The 16,381-nt window shown below is 32.6% G+C and carries 28 protein-coding genes and 1 tRNA gene; 3 read left to right on the top strand and 26 right to left on the bottom strand.

Features of this window, described 5'->3' with window-relative positions; translation table 11 throughout:
- Positions 1-48: 48 nt before the first annotated feature.
- The 22 genes from murI to rpsJ form a co-directional block, all read right to left on the bottom strand.
- On the bottom strand, positions 49-789 hold the full coding sequence (gene murI / locus L8X30_RS04585; protein ID WP_263663720.1) for a glutamate racemase: 741 nt from the start codon (positions 787-789) through the stop codon (positions 49-51).
- Between the two features lie 41 nt (positions 790-830).
- Positions 831-2,093, bottom strand: a complete 1,263-nt coding sequence (secY, locus tag L8X30_RS04590; protein WP_039667833.1) for a preprotein translocase subunit SecY — start codon at positions 2,091-2,093, stop codon at positions 831-833.
- The gene (gene rplO, locus L8X30_RS04595) at positions 2,093-2,485 is read right to left on the bottom strand and encodes a 50S ribosomal protein L15 (protein ID WP_039617163.1); all 393 of its coding nucleotides are present in this window, start codon (positions 2,483-2,485) and stop codon (positions 2,093-2,095) included. The genes secY and rplO overlap by 1 nt, the downstream gene beginning before the upstream one ends.
- 3 nt (positions 2,486-2,488) lie before the next feature.
- Positions 2,489-2,932, bottom strand: coding sequence for a 30S ribosomal protein S5 (gene rpsE / locus L8X30_RS04600; RefSeq protein WP_039617161.1), 444 nt, complete (start codon positions 2,930-2,932; stop codon positions 2,489-2,491).
- Positions 2,933-2,948: 16 nt separating this feature from the next.
- Positions 2,949-3,305, bottom strand: a complete 357-nt coding sequence (gene rplR / locus L8X30_RS04605; protein WP_039617157.1) for a 50S ribosomal protein L18 — start codon at positions 3,303-3,305, stop codon at positions 2,949-2,951.
- 9 nt (positions 3,306-3,314) lie between these two features.
- The gene (gene rplF / locus L8X30_RS04610; protein WP_039617154.1) at positions 3,315-3,851 is read right to left on the bottom strand and encodes a 50S ribosomal protein L6; all 537 of its coding nucleotides are present in this window, start codon (positions 3,849-3,851) and stop codon (positions 3,315-3,317) included.
- Between the two features lie 78 nt (positions 3,852-3,929).
- Complete coding sequence (rpsH, locus tag L8X30_RS04615; RefSeq protein WP_039617152.1) at positions 3,930-4,325, bottom strand: 30S ribosomal protein S8; 396 nt, start codon at positions 4,323-4,325, stop codon at positions 3,930-3,932.
- 12 nt (positions 4,326-4,337) lie between these two features.
- Positions 4,338-4,523 (bottom strand): type Z 30S ribosomal protein S14, encoded by a 186-nt coding sequence (locus L8X30_RS04620; RefSeq protein ID WP_012660824.1) that lies wholly within the window; start codon positions 4,521-4,523, stop codon positions 4,338-4,340.
- A 1-nt stretch (position 4,524) separates the two neighbouring features.
- Positions 4,525-5,070: a 50S ribosomal protein L5 gene (gene rplE / locus L8X30_RS04625; RefSeq protein ID WP_012660823.1), complete on the bottom strand. Its 546-nt coding sequence runs from the start codon at positions 5,068-5,070 to the stop codon at positions 4,525-4,527.
- 1 nt (position 5,071) lies between these two features.
- Complete coding sequence (gene rplX, locus L8X30_RS04630) at positions 5,072-5,299, bottom strand: 50S ribosomal protein L24 (RefSeq protein ID WP_012660822.1); 228 nt, start codon at positions 5,297-5,299, stop codon at positions 5,072-5,074.
- Entirely contained in the window at positions 5,299-5,667 is a 369-nt protein-coding gene (gene rplN / locus L8X30_RS04635; protein ID WP_012660821.1) for a 50S ribosomal protein L14, read from the bottom strand. Before rplN ends, rplX begins: the two co-directional genes overlap by 1 nt.
- Positions 5,667-5,918: a 30S ribosomal protein S17 gene (gene rpsQ / locus L8X30_RS04640; RefSeq protein ID WP_039617148.1), complete on the bottom strand. Its 252-nt coding sequence runs from the start codon at positions 5,916-5,918 to the stop codon at positions 5,667-5,669. The genes rplN and rpsQ overlap by 1 nt, the downstream gene beginning before the upstream one ends.
- 9 nt (positions 5,919-5,927) lie before the next feature.
- On the bottom strand, positions 5,928-6,113 hold the full coding sequence (rpmC, locus tag L8X30_RS04645) for a 50S ribosomal protein L29 (protein WP_012660819.1): 186 nt from the start codon (positions 6,111-6,113) through the stop codon (positions 5,928-5,930).
- Complete coding sequence (rplP, locus tag L8X30_RS04650) at positions 6,100-6,525, bottom strand: 50S ribosomal protein L16 (protein ID WP_012660818.1); 426 nt, start codon at positions 6,523-6,525, stop codon at positions 6,100-6,102. The genes rpmC and rplP overlap by 14 nt, the downstream gene beginning before the upstream one ends.
- A 2-nt stretch (positions 6,526-6,527) precedes the next feature.
- Entirely contained in the window at positions 6,528-7,229 is a 702-nt protein-coding gene (gene rpsC, locus L8X30_RS04655) for a 30S ribosomal protein S3 (RefSeq protein ID WP_039617145.1), read from the bottom strand.
- Between the two features lies 1 nt (position 7,230).
- Positions 7,231-7,605 carry a 50S ribosomal protein L22 gene (gene rplV, locus L8X30_RS04660; RefSeq protein WP_039617143.1) on the bottom strand — a complete coding sequence of 125 codons (375 nt, stop codon included), beginning with the start codon at positions 7,603-7,605 and terminating at the stop codon, positions 7,231-7,233.
- 9 nt (positions 7,606-7,614) lie between these two features.
- Entirely contained in the window at positions 7,615-7,896 is a 282-nt protein-coding gene (rpsS, locus tag L8X30_RS04665) for a 30S ribosomal protein S19 (RefSeq protein ID WP_039617142.1), read from the bottom strand.
- A gap of 1 nt (position 7,897) precedes the next feature.
- Positions 7,898-8,728, bottom strand: a complete 831-nt coding sequence (gene rplB, locus L8X30_RS04670) for a 50S ribosomal protein L2 (RefSeq protein ID WP_039625087.1) — start codon at positions 8,726-8,728, stop codon at positions 7,898-7,900.
- A gap of 1 nt (position 8,729) precedes the next feature.
- On the bottom strand, positions 8,730-9,011 hold the full coding sequence (locus L8X30_RS04675; protein ID WP_039617139.1) for a 50S ribosomal protein L23: 282 nt from the start codon (positions 9,009-9,011) through the stop codon (positions 8,730-8,732).
- A 1-nt stretch (position 9,012) separates the two neighbouring features.
- Positions 9,013-9,627: a 50S ribosomal protein L4 gene (rplD, locus tag L8X30_RS04680; RefSeq protein WP_039617137.1), complete on the bottom strand. Its 615-nt coding sequence runs from the start codon at positions 9,625-9,627 to the stop codon at positions 9,013-9,015.
- On the bottom strand, positions 9,624-10,199 hold the full coding sequence (gene rplC, locus L8X30_RS04685) for a 50S ribosomal protein L3 (protein ID WP_012660811.1): 576 nt from the start codon (positions 10,197-10,199) through the stop codon (positions 9,624-9,626). The genes rplD and rplC overlap by 4 nt, the downstream gene beginning before the upstream one ends.
- A gap of 9 nt (positions 10,200-10,208) precedes the next feature.
- On the bottom strand, positions 10,209-10,520 hold the full coding sequence (gene rpsJ / locus L8X30_RS04690; protein ID WP_012660810.1) for a 30S ribosomal protein S10: 312 nt from the start codon (positions 10,518-10,520) through the stop codon (positions 10,209-10,211).
- A gap of 226 nt (positions 10,521-10,746) precedes the next feature.
- Between rpsJ and L8X30_RS04695 the strand changes: the two genes are divergently transcribed.
- Together L8X30_RS04695 and L8X30_RS04700 are read left to right on the top strand one after the other, a co-directional pair.
- Positions 10,747-10,822 (top strand) — tRNA-Ala (locus tag L8X30_RS04695).
- Between the two features lie 18 nt (positions 10,823-10,840).
- Positions 10,841-11,902, top strand: a complete 1,062-nt coding sequence (locus L8X30_RS04700) for an ATP-binding protein (protein ID WP_263679248.1) — start codon at positions 10,841-10,843, stop codon at positions 11,900-11,902.
- Here L8X30_RS04700 and L8X30_RS04705 read toward each other — a convergent pair.
- From L8X30_RS04705 to coaE, 3 genes are read right to left on the bottom strand one after another with little or no spacing between them, the layout of a single operon-like run.
- Positions 11,899-12,606: a glucosaminidase domain-containing protein gene (locus L8X30_RS04705; RefSeq protein WP_263679250.1), complete on the bottom strand. Its 708-nt coding sequence runs from the start codon at positions 12,604-12,606 to the stop codon at positions 11,899-11,901. The genes L8X30_RS04700 and L8X30_RS04705 overlap by 4 nt on opposite strands.
- Positions 12,581-13,330: a diaminopimelate epimerase gene (gene dapF, locus L8X30_RS04710; protein ID WP_263679251.1), complete on the bottom strand. Its 750-nt coding sequence runs from the start codon at positions 13,328-13,330 to the stop codon at positions 12,581-12,583. Before dapF ends, L8X30_RS04705 begins: the two co-directional genes overlap by 26 nt.
- A complete protein-coding gene (gene coaE, locus L8X30_RS04715) occupies positions 13,327-13,920 on the bottom strand; it encodes a dephospho-CoA kinase (RefSeq protein WP_263679253.1) in 594 nt (197 codons plus the stop codon). The genes dapF and coaE overlap by 4 nt, the downstream gene beginning before the upstream one ends.
- A gap of 58 nt (positions 13,921-13,978) precedes the next feature.
- Between coaE and purM the strand changes: the two genes are divergently transcribed.
- Complete coding sequence (gene purM / locus L8X30_RS04720; protein WP_263679254.1) at positions 13,979-14,968, top strand: phosphoribosylformylglycinamidine cyclo-ligase; 990 nt, start codon at positions 13,979-13,981, stop codon at positions 14,966-14,968.
- 25 nt (positions 14,969-14,993) lie between these two features.
- On the opposite strand, the gene dcuC is transcribed toward purM, so the two are convergent.
- Complete coding sequence (gene dcuC / locus L8X30_RS04725; protein WP_263679255.1) at positions 14,994-16,367, bottom strand: C4-dicarboxylate transporter DcuC; 1,374 nt, start codon at positions 16,365-16,367, stop codon at positions 14,994-14,996.
- Between the last annotated feature and the right edge of the window lie 14 nt (positions 16,368-16,381).

The following is a 16,381-nucleotide window of genomic DNA, read 5'->3' on the forward strand; positions in this document are numbered from 1 at the left end:
AAAAATAAATTATAAATATAAAAAATACTTTAGTAAATAACCATTAATTTAAAGCCATAAATTTGCAATTTTTTTTAGTTTTTCTACATCACTTGAAGCATAAAATTCAATATTAGCTTCTTCTTGGATTGATGTTAAGTTAAATTCTTGCTGTAATTGCAAAGCTATAGCTTCACCTGAATGAATAAGTTTTGTGTTTTTACCAAAATACTCTTCCAAAGAATGAGCGATTAAGGGAAAATGTGTGCATGCTAAGATTAAAGCATTAGGGTGAAATTTGAGCTTATTAAAATAATACTCAAAAGCAGCTTTTAAAAAATCTCCTTGAAAAATCCCTTCTTCAACCATAGGTACAAAAAGTCCCGTTGCTTTTTCTTCCACTTTTAAAAAACCTTCTTTAATTAAAGCTTGTTTATAAGCGTGAGAATCCACGGTAGCTTGTGTTGCAATGACTAATATATTAGAGTTTTTATCTTCTAAAGAGTTTTTAACCGCTAAAACTCCTGCTTCTATAACTCCAAGAACCGGAAATGGTGCATTTGCTTTTAGAATTTCTAAAGCATGCGCACTAACTGTATTACACGCAATAATAAGCATATCTACTTTTTTTTCTTTGAAAAATTCTAAAGCTTCTAGAGAAAATTTAATGATGGTTTCTTTATCTTTAACCCCATAAGGCACTCTTGCAGTATCCCCATAGTAGATATATTCTTTAAAAAGTTTTGCTTGAAGTAAAGATTTTAAAACACTAAGCCCACCTACACCGCTATCAAAAACGCCTAGTCTCATCAAAATCCTTTAAAAAGGAAGAAAGTAGAAAATCTACTTTCTTATAAGCCTACTGCACTTAAAGTTTGGTATTTATTCATATAAATTTGGGCTTCGATTTTTCTCATTGTATCAAGTGCTACTTGAACTACAATCAAAACAGAAGTTCCACCAAAATAAAAAGGCACACCAAACAACTTCACAATAAGCCATGGTAATGTAGCTACAAGCCCTAAATAAATAGAACCTGACAAGGTAAGTCTTGACGCTACTTCATTAAGATAATTTGCAGTTCCTTCACCTGGTCTAATACCTGGTATGAAACCACCTTGTCTTTTAAGATTTTCAGCTATATCTTTTGCATTAAATACAATTGATGCATAAAAATACGCAAAGAAAATAACAAGTAAGAATGTTAAAATATGAAAGAAAAATCCATTTGGATTTAAAAAGTCATAAATTTTTAACACATATTCATTTGTACTTGTTTGTAAAATAGTACTTGGAAACATCAAAATCGCACTTGCAAAAATAGGAGGAATAACACCACTTAAGTTGATCTTAATAGGTATATAGTTCATAATGCGTTTGTTTTGATTTTGCATGATTACTTTTCTTGAGTAAGAAATAGGAATTCTTCTTTCTCCAAGTTCTACTACTATAATAGCCCAAATAGTAAGTAAAATTACAACTAAAATGGCAATGATAGTCAAGAAATTCATCTCGCCTGTATTTACCAAATTTACTGTTCCACTAATTGCACCTGGAATTGTAGAAACAATACCACCAAAGATAATTAAAGAAATACCATTTCCTATACCGCGTTGAGTGATTTGCTCACCTATCCACATCAAAAGCATGGTACCTGCAAGCATAGAAACAGCAGAAAGTGCGATAAAAGTATTCATATCAATCATAATGGCTGATTGACCTGCTTTTCCATGAAGACTTTGTAAGCCTATAGAAACGCCTATACTTTGTATCAAAGTGATAGCTATAGTAGCATAACGGATAATTTGCATATATTTTTGCATACCATCGCGTTCTTTTTTCATTTTTCCTATATTAGGAAAAGTTGCCGCTAAAAGCTCCATAATAATCGAAGCAGTAATATAAGGCATAATGCCTAGAGAGATGATGCTAAGTCTTTCAGCAGCACCTCCACTAAACATATTAAACAAGCCTAATGCATTAGATGCATTAGAATCAAAAAATTCCTTGATAACACTGACATTAACCCCCGGAACTGGAACATAAGCTAATATTCTATAAGCGAATAAAAAAGCTAATGTTATGAGAATTTTATTTGTCAATGTTTTATTCATTATTTTTGTCCGCTAAAAGTAATCTTCTCGTCTTTAATTTTACTAGCAAGATCTTTAGCGCTTGCTCCAATAAGCTTAACTTTATTTACATTTTTTGAAAGCTTATGAATGCTATTGATTGTTTCAAATGTAATTTCGCTAAGCTCTTTGATTGCTGTGATTTTTTCAACATTAATCACATAAGGTTTTTCAAATTTAGAAGTAAAGCCTACCTTTGGTAAACGTCTTTGAAGTGGTTGTTGACCCCCTTCAAAACCTCTTTTTTCATTATAACCTTTTCTAGCAGTTTGGCCTTTTCCACCTTTAGTAGAAGTTTTACCCATACCACTACCTTGACCACGGCCTATTCTTTTGGTTTTATGTGTTGAACCTGGTGCTTTTGTTAAATTCATTGATTATCCTTTAAGCATTGTAAGTGCTTTGATAGTAGCACGCACAACATTTGCTGAATTATTTGAACCTAAAGACTTAGTTAAAATGTCTTTAATACCTGCAAGTTCCACGATAGGACGTGTTGAACCACCTGCAATAACCCCTGTACCTTCGCTTGCTGGTTTAAGTAAAATTCTACTTGCGTTGTATTTTACTTCTACATCATGAGGGATAGTTGAACCTTTTGTTTTAACTTCAACAATGTTTTTAAAAGCATCATCAACTGCTTTTCTTATAGCATCTGGAACTTCTTTAGCTTTTCCATAGCCCACACCAACTAAACCTTTTCTATTTCCAACGATAACTAAAGCAGTAAATCTAAATCTTCTACCACCTTTAACAACCTTAGTAACCCTGCCGATATCGACGATTACTTCTTCAAATTCTTCTCTATTATATTTTTCCATCGATCTTCCTTTTGGGTTATAGTTTGATTCCGTTTTCTCTTAGTGCTTCAGCTAAAGCTGCAATCACACCATGGTATAAATAACCATTTCTATCAAACACTGCTTCTTCTATGTTTTTAGCTTTTAAAACTTTTGCAAATTCAGCTGCTATTTTTTTAGCACCTTCTTTATTTGCTTTAACACCAATTTTTCTTCCATCTACTGCTGCTAAAGTCACTGCTTTAACATCATCGATAGCTTGGATATATAAAGTTCTGTTTGATTTGAAAACAGAAACTCTTGGAAGAGCTTGTGTTCCTGAAATTTTTGCTCTAATTCTTTTTTTTCTTTTAATTCTTAAAGATATTTTTCTTTTTAATACATTTGCTCTCATATTCTATCCTTACTTCTTAGATGTCTTACCAGCTTTGCGGATAATACGCTCATCTGAATATTTAACACCTTTTCCTTTGTAAGGCTCAGGTGGTCTAAATTCACGAATTTGAGCAGCAACTTGACCTACCACTTGTTTATCACTACCTTTGATAATAACATTGTTTTTATCAACAGTAATTTCTATGCCTTCTGGAATAGCATAGTTGATAGGATGAGAAAAACCTAAAGCAAGTTCAAGAACTTTACCTTTTAATGCAGCTTTATAACCAACACCGTTGATTTCTAAAGTTTTGCTAAAACCATCAGTTAAGCCGATGATGATGTTTTGAGCTAAAGCTCTATAAGTTCCCCAATAAGCTCTACTTTGTCTATCTTCACCTTTAGGAGAGAAAAGAATTTGTCCTTCTTTAATCTCAACATTAACATTTGCTTTTGTATCAAGCTCTTTTGCTAAATTTCCTTTTTTGAATTTTAGCAAGTTACCTTCTAATTTTACTTCTACTCCACTTGGAATAGCAACTGGTTGTTTACCTATACGAGACATTCATTTTTCCTTTTTACTTGTCTACGATATGACTACTTTATAAGAATGGATACCGAATACCATAAAAAGTAGAAACTCTTACCAAATAGTACATAAAACTTCGCCGCCAACGCCTGCTTTGTAAGCTTCGTCGTTAGCTAAAACACCTTTTGAAGTGCTTACTACGATAGTACCATAACCGTTTTTAAATCTTTTGATCTCATCTTTGCCTTTATAAACACGACGACCAGGTTTAGAAATACGCTTAACTTCGTTAATTACGCTTTTACCTTTTTCATCGTATTTTAAAACTACATTGATGAATTTCTTTTTATCCTCTTCAATAACATTAAAGCTTTCAATATAGCCTTTAGCTTGGAAAATTCCAAGTAAAGCTTCGATAACTTTAGAATGCAAAAGTTGAGTAGTTTCTAATCTTCTCATCCCTGCATTTCTAATTCTTGTTAGTGAATCTGAAATTAAATCATTTATCATGGTTCTTTCCTCTTACCAACTTGCTTTTTTAAGACCAGGAATTAAACCTTCATTTGCCATTTTTCTTAAGCAAACTCTACAAATTCCAAAATCTCTATAAACTGAATGTGGTCTTCCACAAATTTGGCATCTAGTATACCCTCTAACGCTAAATTTAGGTTTGCGGGCAGCTTTTGCAATCATTGATTTTTTAGCCATATTACTTTCCTTTTGCAAATGGCACGCCAAATAATTCTAATAATTTTTGTGCCTCTTTATCTGATTTTGCTGTTGTAACGATAGAAATGTTCATACCATGAGTTCTTAAGATTTTATCATATTCAACTTCTGGGAACATTAACTGCTCATCTAAACCAAAGTTATAGTTTCCTCTTCCATCAAAACCATCTCTTGGAAGACCTCTAAAGTCTTTAACACGAGGAAGAGCTATAGTAATAAGCTTATCTAAGAAAGCATACATATTGTCTTTTCTTAATGTTACCATTACACCTACTGGGAAGCCTTCTCTCACTTTAAAACCAGCAACTGATTTTTTAGCTTTTGTGATAACTGCTTTTTGTCCAGCAATCAATGAAATAGTATCTGCAACATTTTGTAATACTTTTTGATCTTTTGCTAATTCCCCAGCACCTACGCTGATTACAACTTTTTCAATAAAAGGAATAAGCATAGGATTTTTGATATCAAATTCTTTTACTAAAGCAGGTTTGATATTTTGAGTATATTTTTCTTTTAATCTCATCATCTTATTCTCCTGCCTTTGCTACATTTGAAATATCCATTGGCATTTCTTTATTGATAAAACCGCCGTTTGGATTTTTATCACTTGGCTTAACAGCTTTTTTAGCGATTTTGCAACCCTCAACAATTACTTTATTTGTTTTAGGAAATACTGCTAAAACTTTACCTGTTTTGCCTTTGTCATCGCCTGCGATAACTTTTACCATATCATTCTTTTTAATTTTTAATTTCATTACAACACCTCCGGTGCTAGTGAAACAATTTTCATAAAGCCACCATATCTTACTTCACGACCTACTGGTCCAAAAATACGTGTTCCGATAGGCTCTCTTTTAGCATCAAGAATAACTGCTGCATTTTCATCAAAACGAATTAAAGAACCATTGTCTCTATGAATTTCTTTTTTAGTTCTAACGATAACTGCTTTTACAACTTGACCTTTTTTAACTTTACCATTTGGTAGAGCTTTTTTTACAGATGCAACGATTACATCACCAACGGTAGCGTATCTTCTTTTACTACCACCTAAAACCTTAATACACATTAATTCTTTTGCACCGCTATTATCAGCAACTGCAAGCCTAGTAAAACTTTGAATCATTACTCAACTCCTGCTGATACTATAGTTTTTAAGCGAAATGATTTTCTCTTAGAAAGTGGTCTACATTCAATAGCAACTACAGTATTTCCCACTTTAAGTTCATTTCTTTCATCATGAATTAAATATTTTTTAAAGCGTTTTACGATTTTTCTGTATTTTGGGTGAACCACTTTTCTTTCAACCAAAATTGTTGCTGTTTTATCTCCAGCAATTTGAACAACAACGCCTTGAATTTCTCTTTTAAATGCCATTTTCTATCCTTATTTTAAAGCGCTAATTGCAGTATTGATTCTAGCGATGTCTTTTTTAACTTCGCTAATCTCTTTAGGATTAGTTAGCTGCATTGTTTTTAGCTTTTGTCTTAAAGTAAATAAAAGCACCTTTTTTTCTTTTAGCATTGTTGCAAGCTCACCTGCTGTTTTATCTTTAATCTCAGTATATTTCATTTTGGCTCTCTCTTGTAACAAACTTAGTTTTAAATGGCAACTTGTGCATCGCTAAAGTTAAAGCTTGTCTTGCCATTTCTTCATTAACCCCTGCCATTTCATAAATGATACGACCTGGTTTAATGTTCATTACCCATTCCTCAACTGCACCTTTACCTTTACCCATACGAGTTTCTAAAGGTTTTTTAGTTAGAGGTTTATCTGGGAAAACTCTAATCCAAGTTTTACCTTGTCTTTTTACAAAACGAGTTAAAGCAATACGAGCTGCTTCGATTTGACGTGAATTAATACGGCCAGCTTCAGTTGCTTTTAGGGCAAAATCACCAAAAGTAAATTCAGTCCCTCTGTTGGCATAACCTCTGTTACGCCCTTTCATCATTTTACGATATTTTGTTCTTTTTGGCATTAACATGATTATTTACCTCTTCTTGCTCTTCTAGTTTTTTTAGCTGGAGCGTTTTCTTCGGTTTTTTCAGGTTGAACACCCTTTTGTAAAACTTCACCTTTGAAGATCCATACTTTAATACCTATGTTTCCATAAGTAGTATGTGCTTCTGCAAAACCATAATCGATTTTTGCTCTTAAAGTGTGAAGTGGAACACGACCTTCTAAGTACCATTCAGTTCTTGCCATTTCAGCACCACCTAAACGGCCTGAAACTGAAACTTTAATCCCTTTAGCACCTGCTTTTTGCGCTCCTTGAATTACTTTTTTCATTGCTCTTCTAAAAGCAATTCTTTTTTCAAGTTGAGTAGCAACACTTTCAGCTGCAAGCTGAGCTGAAGCACCTGCTTTTCTTTCTTCTTTGATATTGATATTAACTTCTTTTTTGATTAAATCTTGAAGTTCTTTTCTTAAAATATCAACATCACTACCTTTTTTACCAATAATAATCCCTGGTCTTGCAGCTACAACAGTTACTCTTAATTTTTTCGCTGTTCTTTCTACAAGAATTTGGCTAATTCCTGCATAATAAAGTTTTCTTTTTAAGAAAGTTCTGATTTTATAATCTTCACCAATATTTTCTGCTAAATTAGCTTTTGTAGGAAACCATCTTGATTCCCAATTTCTATTAATTCCTAGTCTTAAACCAATCGGATTTACTTTTTGTCCCATATTAGCTTTCCTTTTTCACTGATGCTTTTTTAGCTTTTGTAGTTTTTTCAGCACTTGCTTCTACTTTACTAACTTCTACCAAAATGTGTGAAGTTGGCTTTCTAATACGACTAGCACTTCCTCTAGCTCTTGGTCTAAATCTTTTTAAAACCGCACCAGCATCAACACGACAACTTGAAACAACAACTTCATTTGCTTCAAATCCGCCATTTGCTACAGCACTTGAAATAGCATTTGCTATAAATTTAGCACCTTTATTTGGCATAAATTTCAAACTAGCTAATGCAAGCTCTGCATTCATACCTTGAACTTCTCTAGCAATCAATCTCGCTTTAGTTGGAGATAATCTTATGAATTTAATTAACGCTCTACTCATAAATCTCCCTTACTTACCTATTTTTTTCTGAACAGAGCCTTTGTGACCCTTGAATGTTCTAGTAGGTGCAAATTCACCTAATTTGTAACCGATATGATTTTCAGTAACATATACTGGGATAAAGCTTTTTCCATTATGAACATTAAAAGTTAAACCTATCATATCAGGTATAATAGTGCTGCGTCTTGACCAAGTTTTAATTGGCTTACCATCGTTAGCTTTTTTAGCAGCGATGACTTTTTTCATTACATGGTCATCAACAAAAGGACCTTTTTTTAGTGACCTAGCCATCTTATTTTCCTTTTCTTCTTGAAATTATTAGCTTATCGCTAGCTTTTTTACGGCGAGTTTTAGCACCTTTAGTTGGTTTACCCCATGGAGTAACTGGATGACGGCCTGAATTTTTCTTACCTTCACCCCCACCGTGCGGGTGATCAACTGGATTCATCGCAGAACCTCTTGTTTGAGGACGAATACCTCTATGGCGATTTCTACCAGCTTTACCGATAGTCACGTTTGACCATTCTTCATTACCAACTTCACCGATACTTGCCATACATTCAGCTAAAACTTGTCTCATTTCACCGCTTGCAAGTCTTAAGATAACGTATTTTTCTTCTTTACCCATTAATTGAGCATAAGCACCCGCTGAACGGATCATTTGACCGCCTTTGCCTGGTTTTAACTCGATATTGTGTACGATAGTACCCACTGGAATATTTCTTAATTTCATTGCATTACCTGGTTTAATGTCAAGTCCACTTTCAGCAGCACAAATAACATCACCAACGCTTAAACCTTTTGGTTGTAAGATGTATCTTTTTTCACCATCTCTATAAGAGATTAATGCAATACGACAATTTCTGTATGGATCATACTCGATTGCTTCAACTTTACCTTCAATACCAAATTTTCTTCTTTTAAAATCTATAATTCTGTAAAGTTTTTTAGCACCTGCTTCTTTATGACGGCTTGTGATTCTACCATTATTGTTACGACCTGCATGAGCTGGAAGTTTTACAAGTAATGAACGTACACTAGCTTTTGCTGTGATATCATCAGAGCTTACACCTGTGATATATCTTCTACTTGGAGTATATGGTTTATAAGTTTTAATTGCCATCTTATGCCTCCGAACTTTCTAAGCTCACACCTTCTGGTAGCTTAACATAGAATTTTTTAAAGCTATTTCTTTGACCTTCACGACCTCTAAAACGCTTTACTTTTCCATCCATTTTTAAAGAATTAATTCTTACTGGAGTTACACCAAAATATTCTCTTAAAACTTCTTTTAGACCATTTTTAGTCATTTTTGGAGAAGTTTGAATAACTACAACACCTTGCTCTTGAAGGTTTAAGCTTTTTTCAGTGTAAAGTATTGTTTTTATATCAGTAATATCTGCCATTTTAACCCTCTTTTACGATAGATTCAAGCGCTGCTTTTTCAATGATAACAGCATTAAATACAGATACTAAATAAGCATTTACTTCGCTAATATCAACTACATAGCAATTTGCTAAGTTTCTAAAAGCAAGAAGTGTTTTTTCATCTAGTAAATCTTTTACAATTAAAGCATCTTTTAAACCAAGCTTTTTAATAACTGCATTTGCATCTTTTGTTTTACCGCTTTCAATGCTTAAACTATCTACTGAGAATAATGCATTGTTTTGTGCTTTATCAGCCAATGCTCTTTCAAGCGCTAAGCGTTTTTGTTTTTTATTAACTTTTTGGAAATAGTTACGATTGTTTGTAGGACCAAATGCCACAGCACCACCAACCCAAACATTCGTTCTTGTTGAACCTGCTCTTGCACCACCACGACCTTTTTGTCTCCATGGTTTTTTACCACCACCGCTTACATCGCTTCTACCTTTAGTATGAGCTGTGTTTGCTCTAAGGCTAGCAAGATAAGATTTTACATATAAATAAAGGTTGTGAGGATTAACTTCTGCATATTTTGCTGGAAGATCGAGTTCACTAGCTTTTTCAAATTTATCATTTAAAACAGTTACTTTACTCATTTTGCAATCCTTATTTTACCCATAGCACCATTAAATCCTGGTACCGCACCTTTTACTACTAAGATGCCATTTTCTTCATCAAATGAAACTACTTCATTTTTAACAGTAACTTTTACATTACCATAATGACCTGCCATTTTCATACCTGGTTGAACACGACCTGGCCATTCGCGGTTACCGATTGATCCGTGACGTCTGTGGAATCTTGAACCGTGACTTGCAGGACCTCCGGCAAATCCGTGTCTTTTAACAACCCCACTATAACCTCTACCTTTAGAATTAAAGCTTACTTTTAAAATAGAAGCTTCTTTTAAAGGATTAAGATCAATATCGCCTGCTTCTGTGTTTGCTACTTCTAAAGAAGCAAATCTATTATATTCAGCTGAAAGATTGTATTTTTTTTGCTGACCTGCAATGCATTTATTATTTGCTTTGCCTTTTACATAAGCAACCAAAGCTTTTCCATTTTCTACTTCACATACTTTAGTTTGAACAAGTTTAAGTAAGGTTACAGGAATGCTTGGTGTGCTGATTGTTCTACTCATACCAATTTTTTCTACAATGTATTCCATATTCTATCCTTATTTACCCATAGCTCTTACTTCAACATTGACCTCTGGAGCCAAGTCAAGCTTAGTGAGTGAATCTACTGTATCTGGAGTAGCTGCTACAATATCAAGCATACGAGCATGAATTCTCATCTCAAATTGTTCGCGTGAATCTTTATTGATGTGTGGAGATTTCAAAACTGTATATCTTTTGATTTTTGTAGGCATTGGCACTGGACCTCTGATGTCAGCACCCGTTCTTTTAACAGCTTCTACAATTGCTGCAACTGTGCGATCTAGAACTCTGTGGTCATAAGCTTTTAGCTTAAGCCTGATTCTTTCCATATTTTTTCCTTTGTAAAGAACTCGTTAGACCCATAAGAATCTAACCACCATATAAAATGATGTTGAGATTATATAAAAACATACTTTGCTATGTCAAGAAATTTATACATTTTTTTTAATTATTTTCCTTTTAAAAAGGATAAAAATTAAATTTTATAAAATTTATCAGATTTTTTATGCATTAAGAAAATCTAAGAAAAAATATAGTATGATTTCAAAATCTAAAGGGGCATTAGCTCAGCTGGGAGAGCACAACGCTGGCAGCGTTGGGGTCAGCGGTTCGAACCCGCTATGCTCCACCATTTAGTATAAAGAAATCTATGAAATCACTACAATTTTTTTACGATAATTACCCAAAATTTCAAAAATTTGATGAAAGAAAAATTCAAATCCAAACCCATAAAAACATCATCATAAAAGGTGGTTTTGCAAGTGGTAAGAAAAATTTGATTTTAAATTTTTTGTCTTTATATAAAGCAGAAAATATACTCTTTATTGATTGTGATGATTTAAAATTTCAAGCAAGTGCTTTAATAAATTTAAATTCGTTTTTAACTTATAATCCACAGATTAAATTTTTAGCACTTTGTAACTTTACTCATGATTTTGACTTTGCTAGTTTAAAACACCTTAATTTACAAATCATAATAAGCGTTTGTGATAGTAATTTTTGCTTAGATCAGTTTGAAGAACTTCATTTAGATTATTTAGACTTTGAAGAATTTTTAAGCCTAAACAAAAAATATGCTGATACCAAAACCATGGTAAGTTATTTTTTACACACAGGACGCAATGTGATTTTAAATCACAACTTTAACACAAACTCATCATACTTAAAAAGCTTTTATACCCCATTAGAGCTTACTATACTCAAACAAATTGCCTTAGAACTTGGGAGTGAATTTAGCGTTAATGAGTTATTAAAAACTCTAAAAAACAGTATAAAAATTTCCAAAGATACCTTATATAAAAGCATAGAAAAACTAGAATCAAACTACACTTTGTATTTTGTAAAAAATCTTGAAAAGAATTTAAAAAAAGTATATTTTTGGGACTTTTCACTAAAAAATTCTCTAAGCATACAAAAAGACTTTAGCGCTTTGTTTGAAAATTTAATTTTAAGTGAGTTGTTTAAATTTAAACAAGAAATTTTTTATACTAAGCATTTTGATTTTTACTTACCAAGTCTTAAAAATGCATTTTTATGCTCACCCTTTAAAGATAAAGATTTACTTAGCTTAAAAGTCAAAAAAATCCTTAGTAAAAATCAACTTGCACTTTCGACTATTTATATCATCACGCTTTCACAAAGAGATGAGTTTTTCGTTGAAGGGGTGCGCGTGATGATTTTACCTTTTGATGAGTGGGCTTTGGGTAATTAATCTAACTCATCAAGCTTATATTGCTCGATGATAGATAAAATAAGCTTAGTGTAATTACTTTTAATCTCTGAATATTTTTCTAAGTGGCTTGCCGCTTCTTTACCATCAAGTTTTTCATTTTGATTTATAGCATCCCACCGCCAAGCTCTAAATTCCTTATAAGCATCGTGGCGATTTAAATTAAGCAAGTACGAATCCACACTTTCTTGCAAGCTATCAAATATACGAATTTTGTGAGTTTTACCCTCGCCTCTTTCCTTTGGCACTAAACCTTTTTCACCCCAAGTCCATTCTCCAAATAAATTATTTGCCTCTTTAGCAAAACGACTTGTACCAGTTGCACTTTCAATAATAGCTTGAGCTATGGCTAAAGACTTTGGCACCTTTTGGATACGCATTTGATATTCTTTGTGATCGTATAAATTTTTAACACGGTATTTTTCCTTCAAAGACCATAGTTTTTGCACAGCATTAGTATTTAGCTTTCTAAAATTATTCTTTATAGCTTCTTTAAAGAAAAATTCTATAAATTCTTTTTCCTTTTCTATCTCTTTAAAAGAAACATCCAATAAAGCATTAATTTTTTTGATAAAAACCTCACGCTTTTCTTTTATACTTAAAGCATAATATTGCTCATCAAAACCTGCTATAAATTCAGCTTTTAAAAATAAAACACTACTAAGTAAAATTATAATCAGCTTCAAAACAGCACTTTACCTTTCCTCTAAAAAATATTTGATCCTCTTCTAATCTAAAATACAAACTTTCATTACTTTTTGGCTTTACCAAAATATCATCTTTTACCTCTTGATTTAAATACGCTAGATAAAAACAAGCCCCCATACCCGTACCACAAGCTAAAGTCTCATCTTCTACTCCACGTTCATAAGTTCTAACTCTTATAAATTCATCATCTTCTACTTTGGCAAAGTTAACATTTGCATTGTATCTTTTACGCACTTCTTTGCATAAATTTACATCAAATTCGTTTAAATCATCAACAAAGGTTACTATATGCGGAACACCAGTATTACAGCCTTGCCAAATTCTACCTTTATACTCAAAAGCTTCTTTAATATCCTTTACCCCGCTAAGTTTGATTTCAACTATATCATCATCAACAAAAGATTTTATAAGTCCTGCGCCGGTTAAGAAATTTAAATATTGAGACTTTTTTAAATAATGATGAGCAAAATGAGCTGCTGCGCGTGAGCCATTACCGCACATACTTGCCTTACTCCCATCACAATTATAAAATTCCCATTCAAAATCATATCTATCATGAGGCACAACTACTATAAGCCCATCAGCACCTATGCCTTCATAACGATTACAAAGAATTTTAGCCAATTCGCTACGATCTTTTTTTTCACTATCTGCAAACACCACAAAATCATTCCCGCTAGCACAGTACTTGTAAAATTTCATTTTTCAACCTTTAAAGTGTGTTTTAAAAAATTTAGCACATTTTTCTCAAAATTTTCATAACCTGAGGTATTTTTTATCACAAAATCTGCTTTTTTTAGTTTTTCTTCTATATCAAGTTGTAAATTAATTCTTTTTAAGGCTTCGTTTTTATCTAAATTATCTCTTTGCATTAATCTTTGAAGCAAAAGTTCTTTTGGAGCATAAATTAATATACTTTTTCCTAAATTTTGATAGTGATTATTTTCAAAAAATAAAGGCAGTTCTATAAAAAAAGCCTTGTTTTTTTTATCTAAAATTTGAGCTTTTTGTAAAATAACTTCTTTGATTTTAGGATGTAAAAAATCTTCTAGCTTTTTTTTAGCATTTAAGTCGTTAAATACAATAGTTCCAAGTTTTTTTCTATCTATTTTTCCTGCTATGATTAAATCATCGTTATCAAAAAGCTTAGCTATGGAATTTGCATTTTCATTTAAAAGCTCATGAGCTATCACATCTGCGCTTAAAGTATCAAAACCCAAATTTTGAACTATTTTTATAAAGCTTGACTTTCCACCCGCTATACTTGAAGTTACAAAATAAGCATTTTGCATAATTTAGCCTTAAAACATTTTTAGTTAAAATACCTTTTAAATTCTTAAAGGAAGATAAATGAATATAAGCTATGAAGATGCGGGCGTAAGTATAGACAATGGCAATGCTTTTGTAGAAGCAATCAAGCCTTTAGTAAAAGAAACTTTTAATGAAAATGTTTTAGGTGGCATAGGCTCTTTTTCGGGTGCTTTTGCTATGCCAAGTGGTTTTAAAAATCCTGTTATGCTAGCAGCAACTGATGGAGTGGGCACGAAGTTGCGCCTTGCTATTGATAGTCAAAAATTTGACACTATAGGTGAGGACTTAGTAGCAATGTGCGTGAATGATTTAATTTGTAATTTTGCTACGCCTTTGTTTTTTTTAGACTATTATGCAACTGCAAAATTAGATGTAGAAGTAGCTAAAAAAGTCGTAGCAGGGATTACTAATGGTTGTAAAAAAGCAAATTGTGCCTTAATAGGCGGAGAAACTGCCGAAATGCCTGGAATGTATCATAGCAATGATTTTGACTTAGCAGGTTTTTCAGTGGGTATGGCCGAAAAAGATGAAATCGATAGAAGAAATTTTGTAAAAAATGGAGATATTTTACTAGCTCTACCTAGTAGCGGGCTTCATTCTAATGGATATTCTTTAGCTAGAAAAGTATTATTTGAAGCACAAAAGCTTAAGTTTGATGATAAAATAGAGGGTAAAAATTTAATCGATATTTTACTTGAACCTACAAGAATTTACGTAAAAGACTTTTTAAAATTAAAACCATTCATCAATGCACTAGCTCATATAACAGGTGGTGGATTGGTGGAAAATTTACCTAGAGTTTTCCCAAGAGGAATAGGCGCAATCATCAAAAAACATCATCTAAAAACTCCTGAAATTTTTTACCAAATAGGCCAAAGTGTAGAAGAGGCTGAAATGTATAGAAGCTTTAATATGGGTGTGGGTTTAGTTATGGTGGTAGATCCATCTAATGTAGGAAAAGTTTTAGAAAGCTCGGACGCTTATGTAATAGGCGAAGTTGTATTAAATGAAAGGGTTGTTTTAGAGTGATAGCTTAAAAGCTATCACTCTAAATTTATGCAAAATACCAAGCTATTAGGATATTTAAAGCCATTCCTATAAGCAACATAGGAGTAGATCTTTTAACAATGGCTATAGGATCTAATTTTGCAAAGCCTGCTAAGGCTAAAATTCCACCCGATATTGGCGAGGCAGCACGCCCCAAACAAGAAGCAATCTCAAGTGGCAAAGCTAGTGAGATAGGATTAATCCCTAGTTTTTGAGCAATATCTGGAGCAAGTCTTCCAAAAGCATTAAAAGCAGCAATCCCACTACCCATAATCACACTTGCAAAATACACAATAAAGCTTAAAACTATAATAGTAAGCAACACAGCAGAAGCTCCCATAGAAGAAACTGCTAAGGCTAAATGTTCTATACCTTTTAACGCTTTAATACCTTCTGCAAAAATAGAAGCTGCAATGATAATACAAACAACACTTACAAAAATTTCTGCCATAGCTTTTAGTATCACCATCAAATCATCTGCAAGTTTTTTTGCATCTTTATGTCTAACATACTCTAAAATAAAAACCAAACTTATACTTAAAAAATTGGCACTCACCACATCTAGCTTCACTTTATATCCATATAAATTTGCAAAATAAGCACCAAATAAAAACACTATAGGAAGCCAAGGCAAGAAAATATAAAATAAAGGACAATTTGGGTTTTTTATTTCCATATGTTCGATATTATCCACAACGCCTTTTGCTAAGTCTTTTTTATCCATATAACTATAATAAAACGGAATAAGCAAAGCTATCACAACAACATAAGCTATAACAGGATAAATTTGGTATTCAAAAAACATAGCAACAACATTTTCAATGCCTACCATGTCTGCTAAATTTATAGAATTTCCATCTTTAGGACCATAATCAAGTGCAATTAATGACAAAACCGATACAGCAGTGATAGGACGAATTCCTATGGCGATTAAAACAGGATAAATCGAAGCAAGCAATAAAAGTAACAATCCTGTGTAACTTGAAATAACTATTTTTAAAGCCATACCCACTACAAAAGTTCCACTTAAAACTAGGTATTTATTTTTAATCTTGCCTAGTGGTTTATTTGCTACAAAAGCTAACTTTGCCGAAGCATTAATGTGCTTCATATAAGCTGCAAAACCTGCAACAGACATTATAATAAGCCCCACACCAGCTAAATTAGTTTTAAAAGTTTGAGTTACAAAGCCAAAGACATCAAAAACAGGATTTCCTAAGCTTTGTTTTAGCACAGACTCACCAGTTGCTAAAGAAATGATGATTAAGATAATAATACCTGAGAGAAAAAAAGTAAAGATAGGATTGTATTTTTTAAGAATAAAATAGGCTACTAAAAATACACAAAATAAAGTAGCCACGACAGAAAGAAAAACCTCCATAAAACCTCCTAATT

It is taken from the genome of Campylobacter sp. CNRCH_2015_0338h, assembly GCF_025772785.1.
Classification (GTDB): domain Bacteria; phylum Campylobacterota; class Campylobacteria; order Campylobacterales; family Campylobacteraceae; genus Campylobacter_D.

What these genes read in the sequence shown, in the direction of transcription:
- murI (WP_263663720.1), bottom strand. Translation starts at nt 789, where the DNA reads ATGAGACTAGGCGTTTTTGATAGCGGTGTAGGTGGGCTTAGTGTTTTA.
- secY (WP_039667833.1), bottom strand. Translation starts at nt 2,093, where the DNA reads ATGAATAAAACATTGACAAATAAAATTCTCATAACATTAGCTTTTTTA.
- rplO (WP_039617163.1), bottom strand. Translation starts at nt 2,485, where the DNA reads ATGAATTTAACAAAAGCACCAGGTTCAACACATAAAACCAAAAGAATA.
- rpsE (WP_039617161.1), bottom strand. Translation starts at nt 2,932, where the DNA reads ATGGAAAAATATAATAGAGAAGAATTTGAAGAAGTAATCGTCGATATC.
- rplR (WP_039617157.1), bottom strand. Translation starts at nt 3,305, where the DNA reads ATGAGAGCAAATGTATTAAAAAGAAAAATATCTTTAAGAATTAAAAGA.
- rplF (WP_039617154.1), bottom strand. Translation starts at nt 3,851, where the DNA reads ATGTCTCGTATAGGTAAACAACCAGTTGCTATTCCAAGTGGAGTAGAA.
- rpsH (WP_039617152.1), bottom strand. Translation starts at nt 4,325, where the DNA reads ATGATAAATGATTTAATTTCAGATTCACTAACAAGAATTAGAAATGCA.
- L8X30_RS04620 (WP_012660824.1), bottom strand. Translation starts at nt 4,523, where the DNA reads ATGGCTAAAAAATCAATGATTGCAAAAGCTGCCCGCAAACCTAAATTT.
- rplE (WP_012660823.1), bottom strand. Translation starts at nt 5,070, where the DNA reads ATGATGAGATTAAAAGAAAAATATACTCAAAATATCAAACCTGCTTTA.
- rplX (WP_012660822.1), bottom strand. Translation starts at nt 5,299, where the DNA reads ATGAAATTAAAAATTAAAAAGAATGATATGGTAAAAGTTATCGCAGGC.
- rplN (WP_012660821.1), bottom strand. Translation starts at nt 5,667, where the DNA reads ATGATTCAAAGTTTTACTAGGCTTGCAGTTGCTGATAATAGCGGTGCA.
- rpsQ (WP_039617148.1), bottom strand. Translation starts at nt 5,918, where the DNA reads ATGGCATTTAAAAGAGAAATTCAAGGCGTTGTTGTTCAAATTGCTGGA.
- rpmC (WP_012660819.1), bottom strand. Translation starts at nt 6,113, where the DNA reads ATGAAATATACTGAGATTAAAGATAAAACAGCAGGTGAGCTTGCAACA.
- rplP (WP_012660818.1), bottom strand. Translation starts at nt 6,525, where the DNA reads ATGTTAATGCCAAAAAGAACAAAATATCGTAAAATGATGAAAGGGCGT.
- rpsC (WP_039617145.1), bottom strand. Translation starts at nt 7,229, where the DNA reads ATGGGACAAAAAGTAAATCCGATTGGTTTAAGACTAGGAATTAATAGA.
- rplV (WP_039617143.1), bottom strand. Translation starts at nt 7,605, where the DNA reads ATGAGTAGAGCGTTAATTAAATTCATAAGATTATCTCCAACTAAAGCG.
- rpsS (WP_039617142.1), bottom strand. Translation starts at nt 7,896, where the DNA reads ATGGCTAGGTCACTAAAAAAAGGTCCTTTTGTTGATGACCATGTAATG.
- rplB (WP_039625087.1), bottom strand. Translation starts at nt 8,728, where the DNA reads ATGGCAATTAAAACTTATAAACCATATACTCCAAGTAGAAGATATATC.
- L8X30_RS04675 (WP_039617139.1), bottom strand. Translation starts at nt 9,011, where the DNA reads ATGGCAGATATTACTGATATAAAAACAATACTTTACACTGAAAAAAGC.
- rplD (WP_039617137.1), bottom strand. Translation starts at nt 9,627, where the DNA reads ATGAGTAAAGTAACTGTTTTAAATGATAAATTTGAAAAAGCTAGTGAA.
- rplC (WP_012660811.1), bottom strand. Translation starts at nt 10,199, where the DNA reads ATGGAATACATTGTAGAAAAAATTGGTATGAGTAGAACAATCAGCACA.
- rpsJ (WP_012660810.1), bottom strand. Translation starts at nt 10,520, where the DNA reads ATGGAAAGAATCAGGCTTAAGCTAAAAGCTTATGACCACAGAGTTCTA.
- L8X30_RS04700 (WP_263679248.1), top strand. Translation starts at nt 10,841, where the DNA reads ATGAAATCACTACAATTTTTTTACGATAATTACCCAAAATTTCAAAAA.
- dapF (WP_263679251.1), bottom strand. Translation starts at nt 13,330, where the DNA reads ATGAAATTTTACAAGTACTGTGCTAGCGGGAATGATTTTGTGGTGTTT.
- coaE (WP_263679253.1), bottom strand. Translation starts at nt 13,920, where the DNA reads ATGCAAAATGCTTATTTTGTAACTTCAAGTATAGCGGGTGGAAAGTCA.
- purM (WP_263679254.1), top strand. Translation starts at nt 13,979, where the DNA reads ATGAATATAAGCTATGAAGATGCGGGCGTAAGTATAGACAATGGCAAT.
- dcuC (WP_263679255.1), bottom strand. Translation starts at nt 16,367, where the DNA reads ATGGAGGTTTTTCTTTCTGTCGTGGCTACTTTATTTTGTGTATTTTTA.